Here is a 20322-nt window from a genome sequence, read left to right on the forward strand (position 1 = left end):
GCCCCGCCACCCCCCGATCCATTCGCTGGCCCCGACCCGGGGGCCAGGCTGAAACAGTTCTTCAGGTTCCTCGACAAGGCCAGACGAGCGCTGACCTTCTTGGACGGATTCACCGAGCAATGGAACGACGACAGAGACAGGGACGACCTCCAGTTCGCCCACAAGCTCTTCCGTGCCGGCCTGCGCGGATCGATCCAGTTGGGCGGCATGGTCGGCGGCGCTGCGGCCGGAGCGGCCGCCTGCAGTCCGATACCCATCGCCGTCCCCGCCTGCGCCGCGGGAGGCGCCGGCGCGGGTGGGTACGTGGGCAGGATCGTCGGCGGCTGGGCGGTCCGGGGAGAGGAGGCGGTGAACGACTTCTTCGGCGCGGGCGTCGAGCTCGGGGCCGACGGCCTGAGAGCCGCGGGGCGCGGCCTGCGAGGTGCCGGGGCGGAGATCCTGGACGCCGGCGGCTCCGTCCTGCGCATGGGCGACACCCTCGCGGATGCGTTCCCCTTCGGCTGACGGCCGGCCCGCCGGTCCCACGGGCCGGCGGGCCGACGCCACGGCTCCGCCGTCTGAGCCTCCTCTGCTGCGCCGCCGCGGCGTCATCGGCCCTGATATGACAGGGCCGAGGGTCTGCATGAGCAGCGCGGTGACCTGGACGTCGGGTCGCTGAAGGGAGTGCGCGTCAGCGGTGTGCACGGCAGAGCGCACCGCAGCGTGACAACCTCGGGGGTGACGCCTTCCAGCCCCAAACGTTCTCCTGGCTCGGCATCCCCGCCTTCGGCTACGGCGCGGGCCGCCTGGACGTCTCCCACGGCCCCCACGACTACATCGACGAGGCCGCCATGCGCCGCTGCGCCACCGTCCACGCCCTGTCCGCGGGCGACCTGCCGGCCTGACCCCCGTCCCGCGCCGGCGGGCGTCAGGGCCAGACGGTCTCGCCGTTGACGACGTCGACCTCCTCGAAGCCGCAGTCCTCGTAGAAGCGCAGGTGGCAGCGGAAGCCGACGGAGTCCAGGGCGCGCGCGTGCAGCCAGGCGAGCAGGCCGCCCACGTCCTCGAACTCGTCGGGATGCAGTTCCTGGCGGGACGTGAGCGCCCACCGGGCCCCGTCGCGTGCCATCGCCGAGAACAGCACCCCGCCGATCCGCCTGGCCGGGCCGCCGCCCGCGAGCAGCGGCCACGGCCCCGTCTCCCCGTCGATCCGGCCGTCCTCGGTGAACACCGGCTCGGTGTGATCGGGGACGACGCCGCGCGCGGCGGGCATCGGAGCGAGCCCGAGATGCCACTGGAGCTCGACGGCCTCGGCTTCGGTGAGGTCGTGCAGATCCACCGAGACAAGCAACTCGTACACATCAGCCACAGCGGGATATTAGCGGCTATCACCCTCTACTCCGGATCTCACGCCCATCACTGAAAGTTGTCTATCGACTACTTTCCGTGCTGTTAGCGTGGCCCGCATGGATCAAGTGGACGTGCGAGCTGCGGAGATCGGGGCAGGCGCGCTGGACGAGGCCGACGCGGCGCGGCTGAGCAGGGTCGCGCGGATCGCGCGCGACGGCGGCGACGGCCCGTACGGCCTGCGGTTCGACCACTCGGGGCTGCTGGTCTTCCCGCGTTCGGCAGAAACCGCGCTGGCCGGCCTGCCCGTGCTCAGGACCCTGCCGAGCGTGATCGTCCGGGAGCGGCTGGCCCGGCGCTACGGGCTGGACGACCCCGAGGTCACGATCGCCCACCTCGACGCCGGCCGGGGCAGGACGCTGGAGCTGTTCCTCGCGACCGGCTGCCCGGAGGAGGTGGCCCGCGACGAGCGCGTCCACGACCGGGAGACGCACCTGGCGTTCGAGGCGCAGGCCGGCTCGCTCGGGGTGCTCGACGCGTTGCGCGCCGACGGCTACCTGCCCGACGGCGGCGGGTTCAACCCGGCCGAGGGCGCGAGCGGGCGCAGCGTGTTCTACTTCCGCAGGGGCGGCGACCGCTTGGAGATCGCGGTGTCCGGGCGGGTCCCCGTCGAGCTGGGCCGCCACCTCGGCGCTCCCGACGAGCGGCGACGGATGCTGGAGCTGCTCACCGGGGCGTGGACGACCCAGGCGCTGCGGGCCGCCGCCGAACTCGGCATCGCCGACCGGCTGCGCGCCCGCGACCACTCCCCGCACGAGCTCGCCCGCGCCACCGGCTGCCCGGCCGACCGGCTCGGCCGCCTGCTGCGCTACCTCGAACAGCTCGGCGTGGTCCGTCTCGCCTCCGACCGGGTCACGCTCACCGCGCTGGGCGAGACGCTGGCGCGCGACTCACCGTCCTCGCTGCACGGCGTCGCGCTGCTGTACGGCGGCCTGTTCTACCGCAGCTTCGGCGAGTTGCCCGGCGCGGTGCGCACCGGGACGAGCGGGTTCGAGCTGGCCTGGGGCGCCGCCCCGTTCGACCACCTCGACGCCTGCCCCGAGGCCGCCGAGGTCTTCCAGCTCGCCATGTCCGACCAGTGCCGGGACGTCTTCGACGCGATCGCCGAACGGCTGGACCTGGCGGGCGTCGGCACCGTCACCGACCTCGGCGGCGGCACGGGCGCGCTGCTGGGCAGGCTGCTGGACGCCGCGCCGCACGTGACGGGGGTGCTGTTCGACACGCCCGCCACGGTCGCCGCCGCCCGGCCCGGCCTGCTGGCCCGGTACGGCGCACGGGTCAGCGCGGTCGGCGGCGACCTGTTCACCCGGGTCCCCGGCGGCGACCTGCTCGTGCTCTCACGCGTCCTGCACGACTGGGACGACGCGGAGTGCGCCCGCATCCTGTCACGCTGCCGGGAGGCGGCGCACGAGGGCGGGCGGCTGGCCGTCGTCGAGCGGCTGCTGCCCGAGCGGCCCGGGGAACCCTCGCTGGCCGCCGCCTGGGACGTGCACATGATGGTCAACAACGTCGGCGGCCGGGAGCGCACGCTCGACGGCTACCGGGATCTGCTGGACGCGGCCGGGTTCTCGCTCGTCTCCCGCGCGAGCCTGCCGCTCGACGTGCACCTGCTGGAGGCGGTCGCGGTCTGACCCGGCGGCTCAGGACGCCGGCGTCCCGGCCGCCTCCGGCGCGGGCCCGACCCCGGCGATGGCGTGCACGGCGGGACGCAGCACCTCGACGATGTCGGTCACCTCGGCGTCCCGCACGCCGTCGAGCTGGAGCAGGTGGCGGCCGATGACGGTGCCGAGGGTGAGCGCGCCGATGAGCCCGGCGCGCAGCACGGCGTCCTCGGCGGGGATGGCCGCGGCGACCTGCCGCTGCTGTTCGGTGACCGCGACGCGCACCTCCTCGCCCGCGTCGGGGTGGGTGAGCATCGAGCGCAGCATGGCCAGCGTGCCGGACATGTCGGTGCTGAGCTTGTCGGCCAGCGAGGTCAGGAGCAGTTCGGCGACCTCTTCCGGGCTGCCCGCCACCGGCCGGTCCGGGGACAGTTCGGCGACGCGGGCGAACAGTTCGTCCTTCGAGCCGAAGTAGCGCATGACGAGGCCGGGGTCGGTGTCCGCGGCGGTGGCCACGGCCCGGATGGTGGTGCGGTCGAAGCCGGAGGCGGCGAACAGCCGGCGGGCGGCGTCCAGGATGCGGGCCTCGGTCTGCCGGCGCTGCTCGGCGCGCGATGGTCGGGTCGGGTCGGCTGCCATGCATTCAGTCTACAGGTGTTGACTCAAAGCCCGCGGCATCGTTACCCTGCATTTCAGTCAACATCCGTAGACTGAAATGGAGGACGACATGGGCGAGATGAACGCGCTCGCGGTGCTGGAGCGGGCGCAGGAACTCTTCCTGGCCAAGGATCTGAACACCTTCGCCGGCATGTTCGCGGCCGACGGGACGCACGAGTTGCCGTTCGCGCCGCCGGGGGTGCCCACGTTCCTGCGCGGGCGGGAGGAGATCCGCCGCTACCTGACCTCGATCACCTCGACCCCGCTGGAACTGACCGGCTTTCACGGGTTACGCGTCCACCACACCGCCGACCCCGAGGTGATCATCGCCGAGTACGAGGGGCACGGCCGGGTGCTGCGCACCGGCAAGCCGTACCGGATGCCCTACATCCAGTTGCTCAGGGCCCGGGACGGCGAGATCGTCACCTGGCGCGACTACTGGAGCCCGCTGTCGGGCGTGCAGGCGCTCGGCGTGCGCGGCATGCTGCCCACCATCGCCAGAACCGCGGCGGCGCGCTGGCGGCGCCGGACGCCGGCGGCCTGACCTCCCCCGGCCGCAGCACGCCTCAGCCGCTCACCTCGAACAGCTCGTTGAGCTGCTGGTTCAGGTGGGTGAGCGAGGTGGCCGGGGCCTCGCCGAGGAAGATCGAGTCGAGGGCGGGCCGCATGAGCGCCGTGACGTCGGCCGCGTTGGAGGTCACCGGCAGGGGGAACGTGGTGCGGTCCGCGATGTGGTCGGTGAAGGCCGACACGTCGAGCTTGCGCTCGTCCCTGTTGTACGCGATGGCCAGTTCGGTGCCCGCGGGCCGGGCCGGGAACACCACGCCCGACCGGCCGATGATGTTCTGGCACTCCTCCCCGGACATGAACTTCACCCACTTCGCGGCGTTCTCCGGCTGCCTGGAGAACGTCGTGATGGAGTCGGCCAGGCCGTTGAACATGGAGGCCCGCTTCCCGGTGGGGCCGATCGGGGTGGGCGCGAGCCCGATGTCCAGCTTCCGGCCGGCGGCGTCGGTGAGGCCGGTGAACGACGAGATCGTCCACGAGCCGCTCAGGCCCATCGCGGCGATGCCGGACTGGATCTGCTTGTCCGCGGTGATCACGTTGTTGCCGCCGATCGCGGCGAAGCTGGCCAGGTAACCCTTCTGCACCAGGCCGAAGTACCAGCGCAGGGTGTCCTGGACGACCGGGTCGTCCAGGTTGAAGCGGGTGCCCCACGGGTTCCTGTCGGTGGCCTGCCAGCCGGCGCTGCCGGTGAAGGCCGACCACTGCGTCTGGCCCCAGTTGTCGCCCCCGCCGCCGTTGGCGGCCAGCCCGTACGTCTTGACCCGGGTCCGGTCGAAGCCGGGCTCGTCACCGCGCACGCCGTTCTGGTCGACGGTCAGGCGCGCGATCGTCTTCTCGAAGGTGCCGCCGTCGCGCGGGTTCCAGGTCAGCTCACCGAGGGTGGCCGGGTCGACGCCGGCGGCCCTGAGCGCGGCGGTGTCGTAGAACATCGCGATGGTGTCCCAGTCCTTCGGGGAGCCGTAGCGTTTGCCGTCCTTGCCCTTCCACAGCTCGGCCAGGCCCTCCTGGAAGTCGGAGTCCTCGATGTCGGCGGTGGGGACGAGGTCGTCGAGCGGGCGCAGCACCTCCAGATCCACGAACTGGGGGAACTTCGCGAGCTGGTCGGTGAACACGTCGGGGGCGGTGTCGGCGATGAAGCTGGCGGTCAGCTTGGACCAGTACTCGTCCCAGCCGTACTGCGAGATGTGGACGCGCAGGCCGGGGTGCCGGCGCTGGAAGGCGTCCGCGCACTTCTGGTAGCCGGGCTGCTGGGCGGAGTCCCACAGCCAGTACTCGATGGTGCCGGGGGCGCCGCCGGTCCCGCCACCGCAGGCGGTGGTCAGCAGGAGCGCGGCCAGGAGGGTTCGTCTGAGCATCACTTGATCCCGCTGAAGCCGATGGAGTTGACGATGCGGCGGGCGAAGAAGAGGAACAGCAGCAACATCGGCAGCGCCGCCACCAGCGTGGCCGCCATCAGGCCCGCCCAGTCGGGGCCGGCCTGCGGCTTCTGCGCCTTGAAGACGCCGAGTGCCACGGTGAGCACCCGCGACCGGTCGGTGTAGCTGACCATGAGCGGCCAGAAGTACTCGTTCCAGGAGGTGATGTAGGTCAGGATCGACAGCGTGGAGATCGGCGCGGCCGAGATCGGCAGGATGAGCCGGAAGAAGATCCGCGTCTTCGAGGCGCCCTCGACCAGGGCGGCCTCCTCGACCTCGCGCGAGATGCCGAGGAAGAACTGGCGCAGGAAGAACACCGCGAACGGCGTCATCAGCATGCTGGGCAGCGCGATGCCGAGCACGGTGTCGATCAGGCCGAGTTCCTTGATGAGCACGAAGTTCGGCAGCAGCGTGAAGACCGCCGGGACCATCAGGCCCGACAGGAAGACGGCGAAGACCTTCTCGCGGTGCCGCCAGCGCAGCCGGGCGAAGGCGTAGGCGGCCATCGCGGAGAAGAACACCTGCCCCGCGGTGACCAGGGTCGCGACCAGCACCGAGTTCAGCAGGTAGCGCCAGAACGCGATCGGCTGCCCCGCGCCGCCGGCGTCGATGGCCTCCTGGCCGGTCTGCAGCCCGAAGACGCGCTCGAAGCCGCCCCACGAGAACTGCACGGGCAGCAGGCTGTCGCCGCCAGCGTAGAGCGCGTTGTTGTCCGACAGCGCGGTGCGCAACATCCAGTAGAACGGGAACAGGCCGGCGACGATCACCAGGGCCATGAACACCCAGGCGGCGGCCCGGCCGACGCCGAAGCGCGGCCGCGGCGGCCGGCCGGCGGCCCGGTCGTCTCCCGTGGCGGGCGCCGTGACGGTTGCCATGTCAGCCCCCTCCGGCCAGGTCGGAGGTGCCGGCCCGGGTGAGCCGGTACTGCACGAACGTGATGACCACCAGGACGGCCAGCAGCGCCACGGACATCGCCGAGGCGTAGCCGAACTGGAAGCGGCTGAAGGCGGCCTCGTAGATGTAGAACTGCAGCACCCGGGAGGAGTCGACCGGCCCGCCCCTGGTGGTGATGGCGACGGTGTCGAACACCTGGAACGAGCCCACCACGGTGACGATCAGCACCACCGCCATGACGGGCCGCAGCAGCGGCAGCGTGATACGGCGGAACATGCGCACCTCGTTCGCGCCGTCCACGCGGGCGGCCTCGTAGAGGGTCTCGGGGATCGTCTGCAGGCCCGCGAAGATCAGCAGCGCGGTGTAGCCGACGTGCCGCCAGACGTTGATCAGCGCCATGGTCGGGATCACCCAGCCGGAGTCGGCCAGGAACGCGATCCGGTCGAGGCCGATCAGCTCCAGCACCCTGTTGCCGATGCCGAGTTGGTAGTCGAGGATCCACAGGAAGACCAGCGCCGCGACCACGTTCGAGACCAGGTACGGCGTCAGCACCAGGCCGCGCAGCCAGGTCCGGCGCGTCAGCCGCTGCATCAGCACCGCGATGACCATCGCCAGGGCCGTCTGGATCGCGATGTTGACGACCACGTAGTACACGGTCACGCCCATCGCGTTCCAGAACACCGGGTCCTGGACCATGCGCGTGTAGTTGTCGAGGCCGCTCCAGCGGGCGGGGGTGAGCAGGTTGAACCTGGTGAAGCTCAGGTAGACGCCCCGTATCGTCGGCCAGAGCAGGAAGACCACGAAGCCGATCAGCGCGGGCAGGATGAACAGGAGCGCCAGTCGCGTGTCGTCTCGCGCTCGCTCGGCGGTGCGGGTGGCCATGGCGTCTCCTACGCGGGTCACCGTGAGGCCGTTGCGATGGGGCCGCTCCCCTGCCCGCGCGTCCTCTCCTTCGCGTCAGGCCGGCCTTACCACGAGGTGCTGAACATTAAGCGCGAGTCTCTTTCGCATTACACCGCATGTCAAGACCGCCTTACCACCGGCGTAGGACGTCGGGGCCGGGCCGGAGGGCGTCGCTCCCCGCCCACCGGCTGCCGCCGCGAGCGCGCGCCAGGGGCTCGGCGGGCGCTCCGGTCCTGCCCGGCCTGACGCCGGGCAGGCGGGTCAGCGGATGATCCGGATGCGCATGATGTCGGTGCGGTTCAGCGTGATGCCGTAGGCGATCGGCTCGTCGTCGCGGCCGTACACCGTCTGCAGGGAGCGCACCAGGGGGAACCCGGCCGCCACGCGCAGCGCCTCGCTGCCCCGGTCGGAGGCGAGCACGGCCTCCAGGTCGGTGACGGCGTGCCCCGCCGGATGGCCGGACTGCTCCAGGAACCTGAACAGGTCCGTCTCGACGTCGAGCATGGGGTGCGGGTCGATCTCGTCCGTGCCGAGCCGCAGCGGCAGGTAGTCCTGGAGGTAGGCGGCGGCGGCGCCGTCCACGCTGAAGACGCGGGTCACCAGCCACACCGGGTCGCGCGGCGGCAGGCCCAGCGCCTCGGCCACCGGCCGGGGGCACGGCGCGGTCTCGCACGCGGACGAGATCAGGTCCACCGTGTGCCCCGCGGCCTGGATGCGATCGCGGAACCCGGCGATCTTCGACATGCTGAGCTGGGCCAGGTCGGACCTGCTGGCCACGAACGTGCCCACGCCCCAGCGGCGCACGATCGAGCCCTCGACGGCCAGCACGCCGAGCGCCTCGCGGACCGTCCCCCGGCTCACGTCGAGGAGCTCGGCGAGGTGCTGCTCGGTGGGGAGCTTGTCGCCGGGCTCGAGCTTCTCCTCCAGCAGCGCCCGCAGCCCGGCCAGCGCCGCCTGAACGGCGGTGTCACGCCGCCCCATGGCCCGCTCCTTCCACGGCCGGCCGGCCGGAGAGTGCCGTGCTACCAGACATGTTCGAGGACTCTGAGCGTGTTCCCGCCGATGACCTTGGCGATCTCGTCGTCGCTGTAGTCGTGCCTGACCAGCCAGCCGACGATGTTGGTGAAGTTCTCCGCCGGGTTCTCCAGCCCGTCCACGTAGGCGACTCGGGGGTGCTCGGGGGCGGGATCCTGTTTGTGGCCGTAGTTTCCGGCGTATGTGTTGTGCACACCGACATGATCGCCGAACATCGTGTCGGGTCCGAACGTGACGTGGTCGATGCCCACGAGGTCCACGCAGTAGACGAAGTGATCCATGACCGACTCCAGCGAGTGGCTCTTGTGCCGGTCGGACAGCGTGGTGTGCGGGGCGGCCTCCAGGCCGATGACGCCGCCGCGCTCGGCGCAGGCGCGGATGACCTCGTCGGGCTTCATCCGGTTGGTCGGCTCGGCCAGGCCGCCGCCGAGCTGGTTCGCCTGGGAGTAGGCGATGCCCATCTGACGGACGCCGAAGCCGTACAGCATGTCGAGCCGGTCCAGCTCGTTCTCGATCATCGTGGACGACTCGAGGCCGGCCACGAGCGCGACGCGGCCGTCGCGCTTGGCGGCCCTGATGTCGGCCACCGTCGTGGCGTGGGTGAGGAAGTCCTGCTTGGCGAGGTCGGCGAGGCGGAAGCCGAGCGCGTAGATCATGTCGCTCCACTTCCAGCCGTTCTCGCTGGTGACGCAGGACGCCCCGGCCATGAAGTTGTCGAACACGGCGGTCAGGCCGGAGCGGGCCAGGCCCTCGTAGGCGGTGCGCTGCCTGCCGGTCCGGTTGTAGGCGCGGATCTCTCCGGTGTCCTCGGGCAACACCACCGCGTGCTCGTGCAGGGAGATCGCGATGTTCTCGGCCAGGATCCGGCCGACCCGCTCGTCCTGCTCGGCCGACAGGCCGCCGTCGTAGGCGGGCACCCTGCCGATCTGGTCGGCGAGCTTGAAGTCGGCGTAGTCCACGCCCTGCTCAAGGTAGCCGTAGGCGTGGTAGCCGCGGTAAGAGGCGGACTCGGGCTGCATAAGGGTTATTCCTCCGGAATTATCGGGTTGCTAGGCGCCGAGACGCGCCAGCGGGGTGTGATCGGGGAAGTGACAGGCGGCCTCGGTCTGCGGCGTCGCCTCGACCGCGAGCGCGGGCTCGGTGACGGCGCACAGGTCCTCGGCCTTCGGGCAGCGGGTACGGAAACGGCATCCGGACGGCGGGTCCACCGGGCTCGGCGGATCCCCGGCCAGCAGGACGCGGACCCGCTCGTCCCGGCCGACCGGGTCCGGGATCGGCACCGCCTCCAGCAGGGCGCGGGTGTAGGGGTGGCGAGGCCGGTCGTACACCTGGGCGCGCTCGCCGAGCTCCACGACCTTGCCGAGGTACATGACCGCGACCCGGTCGGAGATGTGCCGGACCACCGACAGGTCGTGCGCGATGAACAGGTACGACAGGCCCAGCTCGCGCTGCAGCCGCCGCAGCAGGTTGACCACCTGCGCCTGCACCGACACGTCCAGCGCGGAGACCGGCTCGTCGCAGACCACGACCTCGGGTTCGAGCGCGAGCGCGCGGGCGATCCCGATGCGCTGGCGCTGCCCGCCCGAGAACTGGAACGGGTAGCGGTCCAGGTGGTCGGGGTCCAGCCCGACCAGCTCGACCAGTTCCTTGATCCGGGCGATCCGCCGCTCCCGCGGCAGCACGTCGCGGTGGATCTCGAACGGCTGCATGAGCAGGTCGCGCAGGGTCTTGCGGGGGTTGAGCGAGGTGTAGGGGTCCTGGAGCACGATCTGCACGCTGCGCCGCATCTGCCGCAGCTCGCGCCCCGAGGCCCGGTGCACGTCGGTGCCGCGGTAGCGGACGCTGCCCGACGTCGGCGAGTCCAGCCCGACGACCGTGCGGGCCAGCGTCGACTTGCCGCAGCCGGACTCGCCGACGATGCCCAGCGTCTCGCCCCGGCCGAGCGTGAACGACACGCCGTCCACGGCCTGCACCGCCGACCGGCCGCGGCCGAGCAGGCCGCCCTTGACCGGGAAGTGCCGTACCAGGGAGTCGACCTCCAGCACGACGTCACGCTCGGCCATCGAACACCTCCTGGCTCAGGTGGCACGCGCTGTGCCGGCCCGCGGCGATGAGCCGCAGTTCGGGCTGGTCGGTACGGCACACGTCCACGACGGCGTCGCAGCGCGGGTTGAAGGCGCAGCCGCCGGGGGCGCGCAGCGGGCTGGGCGGCGCGCCGGGGATGGCCCACAGCTCGTCGTCCTCCCGGTCGGGCCGCGGCATCGAGCGCAGCAGCCCGCGCGTGTACGGGTGCGCCGGGCGCTGGAACAGCTCCTCCACGGAGCCGCGCTCCACGATCCGGCCCGAGTACATGACCACCACGTCGTCGGCCACCTCCGCGACCACACCGAGGTCGTGGGTGATGAGCACGAGCCCCATCCCGTTCTCGCGGCGCAGCTCGGTCAGCAGCTCCATGATCTGCGCCTGAACGGTGACGTCGAGCGCGGTGGTGGGCTCGTCGGCGATGAGCACGCGCGGGTTCAGCGCGACCGCGAGCGCGATCATGATGCGCTGCCGCATGCCGCCGGAGAACTGGTGCGGGTAGTCGTCCACCCGGCGGGCGGCGGCGGGGATGCGCACCCGTTCCATCAGCTCGATCGCCCTGGCCCGCGCGGCGGAGCGGGACAGCTTGCGCCGCACCCGCAGCAGCTCGCTGATCTGGTCCCCGACCGTGTAGACGGGGTTGAGCGCGGACAGCGCGTCCTGGAAGACCATGGCGATGCCCTCGCCGTTGATCCGCATGCGGGTGCGCTCGCTCGCGCCCACCAGGTCGGTGCCCTCGAAGACGATGCTGCCCGAGCTGACGCGGGCGGGCGGCGTGTCGAGCAGCCCCATGATCGCCTGGGCGGTCACGGACTTGCCCGAGCCGGACTCGCCCAGGATCGCCAGCGTGCGCCCGGCGTGCACGTCGAGGCCGACGTGGCGGACCGCGTGCACGGTTCCCTCGCGGGTGGCGAACTCGACGCTGAGATCGTCCACGCTCAGGACGGGAGCGCTCATGACACGCCTGCCCGCGCCAGGAAGTCCCGGACCACCCGCTGGAACTTCTCCGGCTCCTCCAACTGCGGCGAGTGGCCGGACTTCTCGAACACGACCAGCTCGGCGTCCGGGACCAGGTCGGCGATGGCCTCCGAGGCGGGCACCGGCGTACGCCAGTCGTGCCGCCCGACGGTGACGAGCGTCGGGCAGGAGACCTCCGGCAGCCGGGACGTGAGGTCGTAGGCGGGCATGTTCTCGCCGAAGGCCGCGTTGTGGGTGCGGTAGTGGTAGGACGTGTCCGCGACCCGGCGCTCGACCGCCGCGGGGTCGTAGGAGTGGTCGTACAGCGGCAGGATCGAGCGCCAGTACTCGCGGAACTGCTCGTTGGAGGAGAAGTTCCCGGTCCCGATGCGCTCGATGACCCACTCGGGGATCGTCACCCGGTCGGTGCTCCTGGCCCGCTCGACCGCGAGATGGTCGTAGTCGGTGTTGGCGGCCGTGTCGCGCAGCACGAGCGCGGCCACGTTCTCCGGGTGGGCCAGGGCGTACTCCATCGCGATGAAGCCGCCGTAGGAGCCGCCGGCCATGACGATCCGGCCCAGGTCGAAGTGCCGGCGCAGCGCCTCGACGTCGGCGACCCACTGGGCGTGGGTGAAGGGGCCGTCGTCACCGGACTCGCCCGACCCGCGCGCGTCGAAGACGAGGACGCGCATGGTGTCGGAGAACGGCCCGAACGAGCGGCGCGGCTCGGACCTGCTGCCGAGGCCGGGCGCGCCGTGGTGCACGATCATCGCGGGCGCCCCCTCGGGGCCCATGAGCTCGACGACCAGGCGGGTGCCGTTGATGTCCAGGGTGGTCTTCATCAGGCGATCACGTTCTCCTCGAGTGCGCGTGGGTAGCGGGTCAGCCGCTCCGGGCCCTGCTCGGTGACCAGCACGGTGTCGGAGATGCGGTAGCCGCCGTGGCCGGGCACGTACACGCCGGGCTCGCTGGACAGCACCATCCCCGGCCTGATCACCGTGTCGTCGCCGTCCTCGACCCAGGGCGGCTCGTGGTTCTGCACGCCGATGCCGTGGCCCTGGCGGTGGCGGATGTAGGCCCCGAACCCGTCCTGCCTGATCACGTCGAGGCATTCGCGGTTCACCTCGGCGCAGCTCCGGCCGGCGCGCAGGCCCAGCGTGCCCACCTCCTGGGCGCGCGCGGCGGTCGCGAAGTAGCGGCGCTGCTCGTCGGTGGGCTCGCCGATGACGAACGTGCGCTCGCTCTCGACGAACCGGCTGCCGACCGCGGCCCCCAGCGACAGGATCACCGTGTCGCCGGGCTCCAGCCGGCGGCGGCTGGGCAGGCCGTGCGGATGGGCGGAGTTCGGCCCCGCGTACACCAGGCCGCCGGCCAGCTTGGTGGTGTAGATGACGTGGTCGTAGCGCTGGTACATGGCGTCGGTGCCGTAGCCGATCACGTGCTTGGCCAGGTCGCCCTCGCTGGGCAGCGGGCCACCCGAGTGCAGGGCGTCCTCGATGAGGGCCCGGCCGGCCGCGATCATCTCGTCGCAGATCGCCGCCGCCTCGCGGTGCCGGGCGATCTCCTCGGGATGCTTGGTGATCCGCAGGCCGGCCACCACCGCGCTGGTGACGAACTCGGCGCGGGGCAGGGCGGCCGACAGCAGCCGGTGCGCGCCCAGGGTGAGGCCGCCGGAGACGCCGATCCTGGCGGCGGGGCCGCCCCGCTCGCCGATCAGCCGGGCGAGCACCTTCTCGGCGGGGTCCACGCCGGGGTACTCGGCGTAGGTCGCGATGTCGGCCTCGATGCGCTGGAGCCTGGCGTACTCGTCGTCGAGCTGGGGCACCAGGCATACGGGCCGGCCCTGACGGGGGAACCAGAGGTAGACGGGCCGCTCGGTGACGGCGTAGAAGAAGCCCGCGAGGTAGGCGACGTCACTGGGGGCGGTGGCGAGGAAGCCGTCCAGGCCCTGCTCGTCGAGGGCCTCCCGCAGCGCGGCGTGCACGTCGGCGTAGTAGGAGGAGGTCAGGCGCATCGGTCACCGGTCCTTCAGGCGCGGGTCGCGGGTGTCGTTGAAGCGCACCCCGGCGACCGTCGCCGCGAGCACGAGCAGCAGGATGGCCAGGGACGGGAACAGCGTCTGCCACCAGGCGGTGGACAGCACGCCGCTGCGCTGGGCGTTCAGCATGATGCGTCCCCATGACCAGGAGTCGGGGTCGCCGAGGCCGAGGAAGCTCAGGCCGGCCTCGGAGATCACCGCGCGGGCCGCGGTGAGCAGCACGCTCACCACGACCAGCGGCACCACGGCGGGCAGCACCTCTCGGGTGACGATGCGCCAGCCGCCCGCGCCGAGCGCGCGGGCCCCGTCGATGTACGGCATCGCCACCACGACCATGCCGTTCGAACGGATGAGGCGGGTCACCTCCGGCCACGAGAACAGCCCGATCACCACGGTCAGCGTGGCGATGCTCGGCCCGGCGATCGCGGTCACGATGATCATCAGGGGCAGCAGCGGGAGCGACAGCATCAGGTCGGTCACCGTGGTGATCCAGGCGTCGGCCCGGCGGGAGTACGCGCCGAACAGGCCCAGCGCGGTGCCGATGACGATCGCCAGGCCCGAGGCCGCCGCCCCGACCGTGAGGCTGACGCGGGTGCCCCACACGACCTGGGCGAGCACGTCCTGCCCGAGGTCGTCGGTGCCGAACCAGTGCGACGCGGACGGCGCCTGGAGGATGTCGGTGCCGAGGCCGCCGGGGCGATCCACGAACAGCGGCCCGAACAGCCCCGTCAGCACGAACAGCAGCAGCACCGCCAGCGACAGCGCCCCGGTGGGCTTGGTCACGAACCGGCGCAGCCCGTCCATCCTGGACGGCGGCGCGGTCGGGACCGCGACGGCCTGGGTGGTCTCCGGGATCGGCGCGCTCATGTGCGGATCCTCGGGTTGAGCAGCATGCTGACCACGTCGGTGATGAGGTTCGCGACGACCACGGTGATCGCGAGCATGATGAACGCCCCTTGCAGCAGCGGGTAGTCGAGTTGGCCGACGGCCTCGAAGATCAGCCGGCCGACGCCCGGATAGGCGAAGACGGTCTCGGTGAGCACCGCGCCGCCGACGAGCGTGCCGAGCTGGAGGCCCATGAGCGTCAGGGCCGGGAGGATGGCGTTGCGCAGCGCGTGCTTCCACAACGTGCGCCGTGACGACAGGCCCCGGCCCCGCGCGCTCTTGATGTAGTCCTCGCCCAGCACCTCCAGCATGTTCGTGCGCAGCGTGAGCGCGTACGGCCCGAGCTGCACGATCACGAGGCTGAACAGCGGCAGCGCGAGGTGGTGGAACAGGCTCAGGTACGCGGCCAGGCCACGCGTGTCCGGGTCGATCGCGCCCCCGATGGGGAACCAGCCCATCCAGGAGCCGGCCACCACGAGCAGCAGGATCGCGATGCTCGGCACGAACAGCGCGTGCCCGGTGATGCCGAACATCTGCACGATCCGGTCCAGCCGCCTGCCGCGGTGGGCCGCCGCGTACACGCCGAGCGGGATGCCGAGCAGGATCGTCAGCACGAACGCCGACCCGGCCAGCATCAGCGTCCACGGCAGCCGCGCCACGATGATGTCGGTCACCGGCTGGAGCTGCCGGAAGGAGGTGCCGAGGTTACCCTGCACCAGTTCGGTGAGGTACAGCCAGTACTGCGTGAGCATGGGCTTGTCGAGCCCGTACTGCACGCGCAGCGCCTGCTGCATCTCGGGCGTCATGTCGCCCTCGACCACCAGCAGCGTGGGATCGCCCGGCAGCAGCCGCAGCAGGAAGAACGTCACGGTGACGGCGATCCAGATGGTCAGGACCGCGCGCAGCGCTCTTCGTACGGTGAATACGACCATGGTTGTGAGCCTGTCCGTCCGTCCTCAGGCGACCGGCTTGACCTGCGACAGCGAGTACCCCGTCACCATGCCGAGGAGGTCGCTGGGCGAAGGCTGGAAGCCGGTGAACTTGCTGCCGTCGTAGGCGAAGCGGATCTTCTCCACGTACAGCGGCGTCAGCAGCGCCTGGTCGTGCACGTAGGCGTCGATCTCCTGCACCTTCTCGACGAACGGCGCGTGCTCGGTGGTGCCGGCCGCGGCGTCGATGAGCTGGTCGAGCTTGTCGTCCTTGACCAGGTTGTAGTTGATGCCGCCGGGGTTGCTCGACAGGTAGGTGCTGCGGAGCTGGTCCATCGGGTTGTCGAAGACCGCCCACTGCGAGACGTCGATGTCGTAGTCGCCGCTCTTGGTCCGGCTCAGGAAGGTGTTGCGCTCGACGCAGGAGGCGGTCAGCTCGACGCCGGCCTTGGCCGCGTCCTCGCGCACGACCTGGGCGACCCGGGTGAGGTTCGGGTTGCTCTGGTCGCAGACCATCTCCAGCTTGAGGTCGTCGAGCTTGCCGTCTCCGTCCTTGTCGGCGTAGCCGGCCTCTTCCAGCAGCTTGCGCGCGGCAGCGGGGTCGAAGGCGTACGCCTGCAGCTCGGTGTTGTCGTACTCGCCGAAGATCGGCGAGATCGGGCCGACCATCGGCGTGGCCTCGCCCTGGAGCACGGTCTTGATGATCGACTGGGTGTCCACGACCATCGACAGCGCCTGGCGCACCTTCTGCTTGGCCAGGTGCTCGTTGTTGACGTTGTAGGTGATGTGGGCGAAGCCCAGCGAGCCGACCTCCTGGAGCTTGATCTTCTGATCGTCCTTGAAGGAGGCCACCGCCGAGGCGGGCACCGGCGTGCCCATGAGGTCGATGTCGCCGTTGCGCAGCGCGAGCTGCATCGTGTTGACGTCGGGGTAGACCCGGTACTCCACGGTCTCGACCGCCGCGCCGCCCTCGGGGGCGTAGGGGTACTTGTCGTTGCGCTTCATCACGTAACGCTGGCCGGGGGTGGCGGTCTGCAGGATGTACGCGCCCGCGCCGATCCAGTCGGAGTCGTTGGCGAACTTCGACACGTCGCCGGCCTTCTCGAAGACGTGCTTGGGCACGATCGACATCCAGAAGCCGACGCCCTCGGCGAAGGGCGCGTAGGGCTGCTTCAGGGTGAAGGTCACCGTGGTGTCGTCGGGGGTCTCGATGGCGTCGACCCAGGTGAGCTTGGCGGCCACGTTGCCGAGCTTGTACTTCATGATCATCTCGGCGGAGTACTTGACGTCGGCCGAGGTCACCGGCTTGCCGTCGCTCCAGACGAAGTCGTTGCGCAGGGTGAAGACGGCCTTCTTGCCGCCGTCCTCGTACTCGTACTTCTCCGCCAGTTCCGGCACCTTCTTGGCATCGGCGTCGATGCGCAGCAGGTGCGGGTACATGGCGTTGAGGATCCAGTTGTCGGTCTTGCTCAGCGACTGCAGCGGGTTGAAGTTCGCCACGTCGGTGGTCGTGCCGATGCGCAGCGTCGTGGCGGCGGCGCCGCCGCTGCTGGACGCGCCCGGCTCGCCGTTGCCCTCGTTGAGCCCGCACGCCGCGAGCGTGAGCGTGGCCGCGAGTCCCGCAACCGCCGCCGACCAGCGCTTACGCCTGTTCACCAGACCTCCTTCAGAACGCGCAGGATGTTCCCGCCGATGACCTTGCTGATCTCGTCGTCGCTGTAGCCGTTCTTGACCAGCCAGCCGACGATGTTGGTGAAGTTCTCCGCCGGGTTCTCCATGCCCGCGACGTACGGCACCCTCGGGTGCTTGACGTGACCGTGCGCGTTGGCGATGGACAGGTGGCCGGTGAAGGAGTCGTGCAGTCCGACGTGGTCGCCGAAGTTGGTGTCCGGCCCGAACGCCACGTGGTCGATGCCCACGAGGTCCACGCAGTAGGTGAAGTGGTCCATGACCGACTCCAGCGAGTGGTGCTGGTGCTCCTCGGACAGCGTGGTGTGCGGGGCGGCCTCCAGGCCGATGACGCCGCCGCGCTCGGCGCAGGCGCGGATGACCTCGTCGGGCTTCATCCGGTTGGTCGGCCCATGGAGTAGGCGATGCCGATCTGGCGGACGCCGAAGCCGTACAGGATGTCGAGCCGGTCGAGCTCGTTCTCGATCATCGTGGCGGCTTCCAGGCCGGCCACGAGGGCCAGCCGGCCGGTGGCCTTGGCCTGCTCGATCTCGGCGACCGTGCGCGCCAGCACGACGAAGTCCTGCTTGGCCAGGTCGGCGTAGCGCAGGCCGAGGTCGTAGATGACGTCGTCCCACTTCCAGCCGTGTTCGCTGGTGACGCAGTTGGTGCCGTTCATGAAGTTGTCGAACAGCGCCGTCATGCCGGAGCGGGCCAGGCCCTCGAAGCCGATCGCGTTACGACCGGTCCGGTTGTAGGCGCGCAGCTCGGTGACGTCCTTGGTGAGGATCTTCGGGTGCTCGTGCAGGGAGATCGCCATGTGCTCGGTCAGGATGCGGGTGACCCGCCCTGCCTGCTCGTCGGAGAGCTCCAGGTCGTACGAGGGGACGCGGCCGATCTCGGGCGCGAGGTCGAAGACCTTGTAGTCGGTGTGGGGCTCCAGGTAATCGAAGGATCGATAGCCCTGGTAGCGGGGGCTGAGGGGCTGCATGGGGAGGCGGCTCCATCGCAGAGGTTGGACCTTTAACGTTGGAGGTAGAATCTCTCACACGCTGCCGAGAGCCACAAGTCACCTTTTGTTAAGAACACGTATCTTGTGTCCGAAATGAGAGGTTGGCGCGAGGGGCGCGAGGGGCGGGGCACTCCCGCCGGAGGTCGTACGTGACCGTGGGGGTTCGCACGGCCTCCGGCGGTGGTGAGGCGGGTGTCAGCGGTCAGAGCACCAGCAGGTCGAACCCGCCGTCGGCCGGCCGGCCCGTGCTGGAGTTGTAGACGTCGATGGTGATGGTGTTCTGCGTCCCGCAGATCGGGGACGTGTCCCGGTAGGCGATGTGCGGCAGCCGCCGCGGGTCGCGCGGGGTGAGCTGGATGAGCCCGCCGGCAGCCGACACCGCGGGGGCGAGCTGAACGCAGTACCGCCCGACGTCCGCCCGCCAGGACCTGACGATGTTCAGGCCGTTGTTGAGGCTGCCGTCGGCGTTGATGATGCCCGCGGCGGCGTCGGAGATCGCGTTCGCGGCGCGGGACTCGGCGTGTGCGGGAGAAACCGCCGCCGCGATGAGACCGGCGGCCGCCAGCGCGAACGCGCACGACACAGTACGACGAAACATGAGAATTCCTTTCGATCGCTCCCCAACTCGGAGCAAGATTGAAAGTAAGTCCGCCGCTCGCCCTAGCACAGCGCGCCACCCCGGCACGGATTATCAAAAAACCTTGGCCGATCGCCCCCGAACCCATGACCGTGACCGGCACGCCGGCCCGCCGTTCACGGGGGTGTGGCGGTTCCGCGACACATTCCCCACCCTGCCGGGGATTTCCGCTGGAATTATTCTGTCGCCGCCAGGTGAGAAAAGGCGGGCCGGTCGAAGATCCTACGCCGAAAGGTCTTTCATGCCACGCGCATCGGCCGTACCGTCATTCACGCCGTCAATTTCCTCCTTCTGATTCGGGGACCGTCCATGTTCGTCACCATCGCGTGCTCGGCCGCCCGCTGAGCGGCCACGGCGGGGCCTTCATGTCTCTGCTCAGCGTCCACACCCGGCCGTCGCCCGCCGGGGTGCTGATCGTCGTGGCGGGCGAGATCGACGCCACCAACGCCGGCCACCTCGAGTCCGTCATCGGCCGCGAGCGGCGGCCCGGCACGTCCCTGATCCTCGACCTGGGCGGGCTGACGTTCCTGGACGGCCTGGGGTTGCACGTGCTGCTGCGGGCGCACGCCGACGTCCGCCGCGAGGGCGGCACGCTGCACCTGGCCGACGTCCGGGACCGGCCCGCCCGGATCCTGCGCGTCACCGGGGTGTGGGACACCCTGAACATCCACTCCGACGTGCGGGCGGCCACCGCGGCCGTGGGCCGCAGCCCGTGGGCGGAGCCCGCCGGCGAGCACGCGGGCGCGTGAACCGCCCGCCGGGGCCGCTCAGGCTGCTCAGGCCCTGACCTCCCGGCCTGGGCGGTCCCGCCCACCGGCCCTTCCGCATGATCCCGGGAGCGCGCACCGGCTATCGTGTGGATCGCGCAGGACAGGTCCGGGAAGGGAGCGGGATGCCGGAAATCCGCCCGCTCCGGCCAGGCGATCCCGAACGGGTCGGCCGCTGGCGGCTGGCCGGGCTGCTCGGCTCCGGCGGCCAGGGCACGGTCTACAAGGCGCTCGGCGACGACGGGCGCGAGGCCGTGGTCAAGCTGCTGCACAGCCACCTCAGCCAGGACGACGCCATCGCGCGGGCGTTCCTGCGGGAGGTCGAGGCGGCGCGGCGGGTGGCGGCGTTCTGCACGGCGGCGGTGCTCGACGTCGGAACGGCCGACGAGCGCCCTTACATCGTCAGCGAGTACGTCCCCGGCGACACCCTCCAGCAGGTCGTCCGGTCGGCGGGGCCGCGCACGGGCGGGTCGCTGGACCGGCTGGCGATCTCCACCCTGACCGCGCTGGCCGCCATCCACCAGGCCGGGATCGTGCACCGCGACTTCAAACCGGCCAACGTGCTGGTGGGGCCCGAGGGGCCGGTCGTCATCGACTTCGGCATCGCCAAGGCGCTGGACGCGACGACGATGGTGTCCGGGGTGGTGGGGACGCCGGCGTACATGTCGCCGGAGCAGTTCGAGGGGCTGCGGGTCGGGCCGGCCTCGGACGTGTTCAGTTGGGCGGGGACCATGGTGTTCGCGGCCACGGGACGCACGCCCTTCGCCGGGGAGACCGTCCCGGCCATCCTGCACGGCGTCCTCACCGGGTCGCCCGATCTGGACGGGGTGCCGGCGCGGCTGGCGGAACCGCTCCGGGAGTGTTTCGCCAAGGACCCCGCGGCCCGGCC

21 protein-coding genes and 1 pseudogene are annotated in these 20322 nt (G+C 70.9%); 5 read left to right on the top strand and 17 right to left on the bottom strand.

The features are described 5' to 3' along the window. Nucleotides 1-504, top strand: a pseudogene (locus FAF44_RS49840) (hypothetical protein); the annotation flags it as partial. A 403-nt stretch (nt 505-907) separates the two neighbouring features. Here the strand turns inward: FAF44_RS49840 and FAF44_RS49845 are convergent. Then, a complete protein-coding gene (locus FAF44_RS49845; protein WP_237110500.1) occupies nt 908-1348 on the bottom strand; it encodes a hypothetical protein in 441 nt (146 codons plus the stop codon). A 97-nt stretch (nt 1349-1445) separates the two neighbouring features. Here FAF44_RS49845 and FAF44_RS49850 point away from each other — a divergent pair, with 97 nt between their 5' ends. After that, nucleotides 1446-3017, top strand: coding sequence for an acetylserotonin O-methyltransferase (locus tag FAF44_RS49850; RefSeq protein WP_237110501.1), 1572 nt, complete (start codon nt 1446-1448; stop codon nt 3015-3017). A 9-nt stretch (nt 3018-3026) separates the two neighbouring features. Here the strand turns inward: FAF44_RS49850 and FAF44_RS49855 are convergent, their stop codons facing one another. Then, complete coding sequence (locus FAF44_RS49855) at nt 3027-3626, bottom strand: TetR/AcrR family transcriptional regulator (RefSeq protein ID WP_237110502.1); 600 nt, start codon at nt 3624-3626, stop codon at nt 3027-3029. Nucleotides 3627-3714: 88 nt separating this feature from the next. Here FAF44_RS49855 and FAF44_RS49860 point away from each other — a divergent pair, with 88 nt between their 5' ends. Continuing rightward, a complete protein-coding gene (locus tag FAF44_RS49860; RefSeq protein WP_237110503.1) occupies nt 3715-4188 on the top strand; it encodes a nuclear transport factor 2 family protein in 474 nt (157 codons plus the stop codon). A 22-nt stretch (nt 4189-4210) separates the two neighbouring features. Here the strand turns inward: FAF44_RS49860 and FAF44_RS49865 are convergent, their stop codons facing one another. From FAF44_RS49865 to FAF44_RS49935, 15 genes are all read right to left on the bottom strand, one after another. Further along, on the bottom strand, nt 4211-5566 hold the full coding sequence (locus FAF44_RS49865; protein WP_237110504.1) for a sugar ABC transporter substrate-binding protein: 1356 nt from the start codon (nt 5564-5566) through the stop codon (nt 4211-4213). Further along, the gene (locus FAF44_RS49870) at nt 5566-6501 is read right to left on the bottom strand and encodes a carbohydrate ABC transporter permease (RefSeq protein WP_237110505.1); all 936 of its coding nucleotides are present in this window, start codon (nt 6499-6501) and stop codon (nt 5566-5568) included. Before FAF44_RS49870 ends, FAF44_RS49865 begins: the two co-directional genes overlap by 1 nt. 1 nt (nt 6502) lies before the next feature. Beyond that, nucleotides 6503-7402, bottom strand: a complete 900-nt coding sequence (locus tag FAF44_RS49875; RefSeq protein WP_237110506.1) for a carbohydrate ABC transporter permease — start codon at nt 7400-7402, stop codon at nt 6503-6505. 282 nt (nt 7403-7684) lie between these two features. Beyond that, nucleotides 7685-8404 (bottom strand): GntR family transcriptional regulator, encoded by a 720-nt coding sequence (locus tag FAF44_RS49880; RefSeq protein ID WP_237110507.1) that lies wholly within the window; start codon nt 8402-8404, stop codon nt 7685-7687. A gap of 41 nt (nt 8405-8445) precedes the next feature. After that, nucleotides 8446-9477 (bottom strand): dipeptidase, encoded by a 1032-nt coding sequence (locus FAF44_RS49885; protein ID WP_237110508.1) that lies wholly within the window; start codon nt 9475-9477, stop codon nt 8446-8448. 30 nt (nt 9478-9507) lie between these two features. Further along, nucleotides 9508-10521, bottom strand: a complete 1014-nt coding sequence (locus tag FAF44_RS49890; RefSeq protein ID WP_237110509.1) for an ABC transporter ATP-binding protein — start codon at nt 10519-10521, stop codon at nt 9508-9510. Beyond that, a complete protein-coding gene (locus FAF44_RS49895) occupies nt 10508-11497 on the bottom strand; it encodes an ABC transporter ATP-binding protein (protein ID WP_237110510.1) in 990 nt (329 codons plus the stop codon). The genes FAF44_RS49890 and FAF44_RS49895 overlap by 14 nt, the downstream gene beginning before the upstream one ends. Next, nucleotides 11494-12339, bottom strand: coding sequence for an alpha/beta fold hydrolase (locus FAF44_RS49900; protein ID WP_237110511.1), 846 nt, complete (start codon nt 12337-12339; stop codon nt 11494-11496). The genes FAF44_RS49895 and FAF44_RS49900 overlap by 4 nt, the downstream gene beginning before the upstream one ends. Next, nucleotides 12339-13511: a Xaa-Pro peptidase family protein gene (locus FAF44_RS49905; RefSeq protein WP_237110512.1), complete on the bottom strand. Its 1173-nt coding sequence runs from the start codon at nt 13509-13511 to the stop codon at nt 12339-12341. Before FAF44_RS49905 ends, FAF44_RS49900 begins: the two co-directional genes overlap by 1 nt. A 3-nt stretch (nt 13512-13514) precedes the next feature. Then, nucleotides 13515-14402, bottom strand: a complete 888-nt coding sequence (locus tag FAF44_RS49910) for an ABC transporter permease (RefSeq protein WP_237110513.1) — start codon at nt 14400-14402, stop codon at nt 13515-13517. Beyond that, nucleotides 14399-15352, bottom strand: a complete 954-nt coding sequence (locus tag FAF44_RS49915) for an ABC transporter permease (RefSeq protein WP_237110514.1) — start codon at nt 15350-15352, stop codon at nt 14399-14401. Before FAF44_RS49915 ends, FAF44_RS49910 begins: the two co-directional genes overlap by 4 nt. A 24-nt stretch (nt 15353-15376) precedes the next feature. Further along, nucleotides 15377-17005 (bottom strand): ABC transporter substrate-binding protein, encoded by a 1629-nt coding sequence (locus tag FAF44_RS49920; RefSeq protein WP_237110515.1) that lies wholly within the window; start codon nt 17003-17005, stop codon nt 15377-15379. Then, nucleotides 17002-17415: a membrane dipeptidase gene (locus FAF44_RS49925; protein ID WP_237110516.1), complete on the bottom strand. Its 414-nt coding sequence runs from the start codon at nt 17413-17415 to the stop codon at nt 17002-17004. Before FAF44_RS49925 ends, FAF44_RS49920 begins: the two co-directional genes overlap by 4 nt. Continuing rightward, complete coding sequence (locus tag FAF44_RS49930; RefSeq protein ID WP_237110517.1) at nt 17412-18008, bottom strand: membrane dipeptidase; 597 nt, start codon at nt 18006-18008, stop codon at nt 17412-17414. The genes FAF44_RS49925 and FAF44_RS49930 overlap by 4 nt, the downstream gene beginning before the upstream one ends. Before the next feature lie 223 nt (nt 18009-18231). Continuing rightward, nucleotides 18232-18627, bottom strand: a complete 396-nt coding sequence (locus FAF44_RS49935) for a hypothetical protein (RefSeq protein WP_237110518.1) — start codon at nt 18625-18627, stop codon at nt 18232-18234. A 404-nt stretch (nt 18628-19031) separates the two neighbouring features. Between FAF44_RS49935 and FAF44_RS49940 the strand changes: the two genes are divergently transcribed. Together FAF44_RS49940 and FAF44_RS49945 are read left to right on the top strand one after the other, a co-directional pair. After that, nucleotides 19032-19415: an STAS domain-containing protein gene (locus tag FAF44_RS49940; RefSeq protein WP_237110519.1), complete on the top strand. Its 384-nt coding sequence runs from the start codon at nt 19032-19034 to the stop codon at nt 19413-19415. A 143-nt stretch (nt 19416-19558) separates the two neighbouring features. Then, nucleotides 19559-20322: serine/threonine-protein kinase (locus FAF44_RS49945; protein ID WP_237110520.1), on the top strand; the 764-nt coding region annotated here is incomplete at its 3' end.

Origin of the sequence: Nonomuraea sp. MG754425, from assembly GCF_021699195.1 — a bacterium.
Classification (GTDB): domain Bacteria; phylum Actinomycetota; class Actinomycetes; order Streptosporangiales; family Streptosporangiaceae; genus Nonomuraea.

Bases quoted from the DNA above. Each gene is read 5' to 3' on its own strand.
- FAF44_RS49870 (WP_237110505.1), bottom strand. From the start codon at position 6,501: ATGGCAACCGTCACGGCGCCCGCCACGGGAGACGACCGGGCCGCCGGC.
- FAF44_RS49850 (WP_237110501.1), top strand. From the start codon at position 1,446: ATGGATCAAGTGGACGTGCGAGCTGCGGAGATCGGGGCAGGCGCGCTG.
- FAF44_RS49940 (WP_237110519.1), top strand. From the start codon at position 19,032: ATGTCTCTGCTCAGCGTCCACACCCGGCCGTCGCCCGCCGGGGTGCTG.
- FAF44_RS49855 (WP_237110502.1), bottom strand. From the start codon at position 3,626: ATGGCAGCCGACCCGACCCGACCATCGCGCGCCGAGCAGCGCCGGCAG.
- FAF44_RS49860 (WP_237110503.1), top strand. From the start codon at position 3,715: ATGGGCGAGATGAACGCGCTCGCGGTGCTGGAGCGGGCGCAGGAACTC.
- FAF44_RS49895 (WP_237110510.1), bottom strand. From the start codon at position 11,497: ATGAGCGCTCCCGTCCTGAGCGTGGACGATCTCAGCGTCGAGTTCGCC.
- FAF44_RS49925 (WP_237110516.1), bottom strand. From the start codon at position 17,415: ATGAAGCCCGACGAGGTCATCCGCGCCTGCGCCGAGCGCGGCGGCGTC.
- FAF44_RS49930 (WP_237110517.1), bottom strand. From the start codon at position 18,008: ATGCAGCCCCTCAGCCCCCGCTACCAGGGCTATCGATCCTTCGATTAC.
- FAF44_RS49885 (WP_237110508.1), bottom strand. From the start codon at position 9,477: ATGCAGCCCGAGTCCGCCTCTTACCGCGGCTACCACGCCTACGGCTAC.
- FAF44_RS49890 (WP_237110509.1), bottom strand. From the start codon at position 10,521: ATGGCCGAGCGTGACGTCGTGCTGGAGGTCGACTCCCTGGTACGGCAC.
- FAF44_RS49935 (WP_237110518.1), bottom strand. From the start codon at position 18,627: ATGTTTCGTCGTACTGTGTCGTGCGCGTTCGCGCTGGCGGCCGCCGGT.
- FAF44_RS49900 (WP_237110511.1), bottom strand. From the start codon at position 12,339: ATGAAGACCACCCTGGACATCAACGGCACCCGCCTGGTCGTCGAGCTC.
- FAF44_RS49915 (WP_237110514.1), bottom strand. From the start codon at position 15,352: ATGGTCGTATTCACCGTACGAAGAGCGCTGCGCGCGGTCCTGACCATC.
- FAF44_RS49875 (WP_237110506.1), bottom strand. From the start codon at position 7,402: ATGGCCACCCGCACCGCCGAGCGAGCGCGAGACGACACGCGACTGGCG.
- FAF44_RS49910 (WP_237110513.1), bottom strand. From the start codon at position 14,402: ATGAGCGCGCCGATCCCGGAGACCACCCAGGCCGTCGCGGTCCCGACC.
- FAF44_RS49865 (WP_237110504.1), bottom strand. From the start codon at position 5,566: ATGCTCAGACGAACCCTCCTGGCCGCGCTCCTGCTGACCACCGCCTGC.
- FAF44_RS49905 (WP_237110512.1), bottom strand. From the start codon at position 13,511: ATGCGCCTGACCTCCTCCTACTACGCCGACGTGCACGCCGCGCTGCGG.
- FAF44_RS49880 (WP_237110507.1), bottom strand. From the start codon at position 8,404: ATGGGGCGGCGTGACACCGCCGTTCAGGCGGCGCTGGCCGGGCTGCGG.